Origin of the sequence: Streptomyces sp. AcH 505 (assembly GCF_000818175.1) — a bacterium.
Classification (GTDB): Bacteria; Actinomycetota; Actinomycetes; order Streptomycetales; family Streptomycetaceae; genus Streptomyces.
In genome coordinates this window covers 4217092-4221093 of the sequence record NZ_JTIY01000001.1, presented here as the reverse complement: position 1 = coordinate 4221093, position 4002 = coordinate 4217092, and the positions used below count along the sequence as shown (strand labels likewise).

At 70.7% G+C, this 4002-nt stretch carries 4 protein-coding genes; all 4 read left to right on the top strand.

All coding sequences use genetic code 11. From position 1 onward, the window contains the following. On the top strand, positions 1–218 hold a 218-nt coding region (locus HY68_RS19320; RefSeq protein ID WP_041990543.1), incomplete at its 5' end, for an adenosylcobinamide-GDP ribazoletransferase. A gap of 202 nt (positions 219–420) precedes the next feature. Further along, positions 421–1953, top strand: a complete 1533-nt coding sequence (locus tag HY68_RS19315; protein ID WP_041990541.1) for a leucyl aminopeptidase — start codon at positions 421–423, stop codon at positions 1951–1953. A 331-nt stretch (positions 1954–2284) separates the two neighbouring features. Continuing rightward, positions 2285–3673 carry a dihydrolipoyl dehydrogenase gene (lpdA, locus tag HY68_RS19310; protein ID WP_041990539.1) on the top strand — a complete coding sequence of 463 codons (1389 nt, stop codon included), beginning with the start codon at positions 2285–2287 and terminating at the stop codon, positions 3671–3673. A gap of 110 nt (positions 3674–3783) precedes the next feature. Next, positions 3784–4002, top strand: a 219-nt coding sequence (locus HY68_RS19305) for a biotin/lipoyl-containing protein (RefSeq protein ID WP_041990536.1), incomplete at its 3' end; no start/stop codon positions are given.

The following is a 4002-nucleotide window of genomic DNA, read 5'->3' as shown; positions in this document are numbered from 1 at the left end:
TCGCCGTACTCGTGACGCTCTGCTGCGCGGCGGCCGGCGCGCTCTTCGGGGCGGGCGGCGCACTGCGCCACGGGCTCGCCGTACTGGCGGCGCTCGCGGCGGCCCAGCTGCTGCTGCGGCACTGCGTACGGCGGTTGGGCGGGGTCACGGGCGATGTCTTCGGCGCGCTCGCCGAGACGGCGGCCACCACCGCGCTCGTCGCGCTGACCCTGGGCTGAGCCCGGACCGGCCCTGGAACGACGGCGGCTGACGGGCCGAAACACACGGTCAGAAGGGGTGGAAAGGGACGGGGCGTGAGGGGACCTCATCACTGAGCGTAGGCTCATTCTCGGCGCTCTCAGGCCGGAATACGATGCGGCGGGTCCGGTCGGCCCACCCCTCGACCGCCAACGAACTCAACGGAAGCGAGATTTCACCACCGTGACTGCTCTCACTCTGAAGCCCGACGGAGCGGCGACGCTCCGCACCGACGCGGTAGTCGTCGGCGTCGCGAAGGGCGCCAAGGGCCCCACCGTCGCTCCCGGCGCCGAGGCCGTGGACAAGGCGTTCGACGGAAAGCTCGCCGCCGTACTGCAGACCCTCGGTGCCTCGGGCGCCGAGGACGAGGTGACCAAGCTGCCCGCGCCCGCCGGGCTCAAGGCGCCGCTCGTGCTCGCCGTCGGGCTCGGTGCGGCGCCGGAGAAGGGCGAGTCGTACGGCTCCGAGCAGCTCAGGCGCGCCGCGGGCACCGCGGCCCGCGCGCTGAAGGGCACGGCCAAGGCCGCGTTCGCGCTGCCCGTCGAGTCGGCCGGGGATGTCGCGGCCGTCGCCGAGGGCGCGCTCCTCGGGGCGTACGCCTTCACCACGTACCAGGGCGGCGAGAAGACGGCGAAGGGCGCCGGCAACGGCCCCAAGCAGCCGCTCGCCGACGTCACGGTCCTCGGCGGCAAGCCGCGCGACAAGGCCCACAAGGCGGCGGCTGAGCGCGCCGTCGCGCTGGCGGCGGAGATCAACCGCGCCCGTGACCTGATCAACATGCCGCCGAACGACCTCACTCCCGAGTCCTTCGCCGCCATCGCGACGGCCGCCGGCAAGGAGAACGGCGTCAAGGTCGAGATCCTCGACGAGAAGGCGCTCACCAAGGGCGGCTACGGCGGTCTGCTCGGCGTCGGCCAGGGCTCGGTCAACCCGCCGCGGCTTGTCCGCCTCGCCTACACCCACTCCAAGGCGGACAAGACCCTCGCGCTCGTCGGCAAGGGCATCACCTACGACTCGGGCGGCATCTCGCTCAAGCCGCCGGGCCACAACGAGACGATGAAGTGCGACATGAGCGGCGCCGCCGCCGTGTTCGCCGCCGTCATCACGGCGGCGAGGCTCGGCCTGCGCGTCAACGTGACGGGCTGGCTCGCCCTGGCCGAGAACATGCCGTCGGGCTCCGCCACCCGCCCGGGTGACGTCCTGCGCATGTACAGCGGCAAGACCGTCGAGGTGCTGAACACCGACGCCGAGGGCCGGCTCGTGCTGGCCGACGCGATCACCCGCGCCTCGGAGGAGAACCCGGACGCGATCGTCGACGTGGCGACGCTGACCGGTGCGATGGTGCTGGCGCTCGGCAACCGCACCTTCGGCATCATGGCGAACGACGACGCGTTCCGCACCGCCATCCACGACGTGGCGGGCGACGTCGGCGAGGCCGCCTGGCCGATGCCGCTCCCCGCCGACCTGCGCAAGGGCATGGACTCCCCCACCGCCGACATCGCCAACATGGGCGAGCGGATGGGCGGCGGCCTGGTCGCAGGGCTGTTCCTCCAGGAGTTCGTGGGCGAGGGCATCACCTGGGCCCACCTGGACATCGCGGGACCCGCCTTCCACGAGGGCGCGCCGTACGGCTACACCCCCAAGGGCGGCACGGGCTCCGGTATCCGCACGCTGGTCAGGCTCGCCGAGCGGACGGCCGACGGCGACCTCGGCTGACGGCGGCGCCCCGGGCGGGAGCGCCCGGAATAAACCGTTACGGTCCCGGGCTTCAGCAGCTGGGACCGTAACGGTCGGTGCAGGGCAGGATTTCGCCCTGGAAGAAATCCGTACGCCGGTCCGTACGTCAGTACGCAGTGCGGAGCCCGTGTCGCGGACGTCCGTCCGTACCGGACCCCGGCCCCGCGTCCCGTCGCCCGTCGACAAGTGCGAAGATGGGTCTTCGGCAGGACAGGGCCCCCACCACAGGGCCGAACAAAAGCGGCCGAACACCAGCCGCCGCCCGGTCATGGAAGACCGGCGACCGGCGCACATGCATGGAGGACGTGACGTGGCGAACGACGCCAGCACCGTTTTCGACCTAGTGATCCTCGGCGGCGGTAGCGGCGGGTACGCCGCGGCGCTGCGCGGGGCGCAGCTGGGCCTGGACGTCGCCCTGATCGAGAAGGGCAAGGTCGGCGGCACCTGCCTGCACAACGGCTGCATTCCCACCAAGGCCCTGCTGCATGCCGGCGAGATCGCCGACCAGGCACGCGAGTCCGAGCAGTTCGGTGTCAAGGCCACTTTCGAGGGCATCGACATGGCCGCGGTGCACAAGTACAAGGACGAGGTCATCGCCGGCCTCTACAAGGGCCTGCAGGGGCTTGTCGCCTCCCGCAAGGTGCACTACATCGAGGGTGAGGGCCGGCTGTCCTCGCCCACCTCCGTCGATGTCAACGGTCAGCGGATCCAGGGCCGCCATGTCCTGCTCGCGACCGGCTCGGTCCCGCGGTCGCTGCCCGGCCTGGAGATCGACGGCAACCGGATCATCTCCTCGGACCACGCGCTGAAGCTGGACCGCGTCCCGCAGTCCGCGATCATCCTGGGCGGCGGTGTCATCGGCGTCGAGTTCGCCTCGGCGTGGAAGTCCTTCGGCACGGACGTGACGATCGTCGAGGGTCTGAAGCACCTCGCGCCGCTGGAGGACGAGAACAGCTCCAAGCTCCTGGAGCGGGCGTTCCGCAAGCGCGGTATCAAGTTCAACCTCGGCACGTTCTTCGACAAGGCCGAGTACACCCAGGACGGCGTCCGGGTGACCCTGGCCGACGGCAAGACCTTCGAGGCGGAGGTGCTGCTGGTCGCGATCGGCCGCGGCCCCGTCTCGCAGGGCCTCGGTTACGAGGAGCAGGGCGTCGCCATGGACCGCGGCTTCGTCCTCGTCGACGAGTACATGCGGACGAACGTGGAGACGATCTCCGCGGTCGGCGACCTCGTCCCGACCCTCCAGCTCGCGCACGTCGGCTTCGCCGAGGGCATCCTCGTCGCCGAGCGGCTGGCCGGGCTGAACACGGTCCCGATCGACTACGACGGTGTGCCCCGGGTGACGTACTGCCACCCCGAGGTCGCCTCCGTCGGTATCACCGAGGCCAAGGCCAAGGAGATCTACGGCGCCGACAAGGTCGTCGCGCTGAAGTACAACCTCGCGGGCAACGGCCGCAGCAAGATCCTCAAGACCGCGGGCGAGGTCAAGCTCGTCCAGGTCAAGGACGGTGCCGTCGTCGGCGTCCACATGGTCGGTGACCGGATGGGCGAGCAGGTCGGCGAGGCTCAGCTGATCTACAACTGGGAGGCTCTGCCGGCCGAGGTCGCGCAGCTCATCCACGCGCACCCGACCCAGAGCGAGGCGCTCGGCGAGGCCCATCTCGCCCTGGCCGGCAAGCCGCTCCACTCCCACGACTGATCTGGTGCCCCTCCCGTCAAGCTTTGCCCTGTCGCGCAAACATTGCCGGTCGGGGCACCAGTCCGAGCGCGACGACCACTACCGCACATTCGTTAGGAGCAACTGAAACCATGGCGGTTTCCGTAACCCTGCCGGCGCTCGGCGAGAGCGTCACCGAGGGCACTGTCACCCGCTGGCTGAAGGCCGAGGGCGAGCGCGTCGAGGCCGACGAGCCACTGCTTGAGGTGTCCACCGACAAGGTCGACACCGAGATCCCCGCCCCCGTCTCCGGCGTGCTGGCGTCCATCAAGGTCGCCGAGGACGAGACGGTGGAGGTCGGCGCCGAGCTG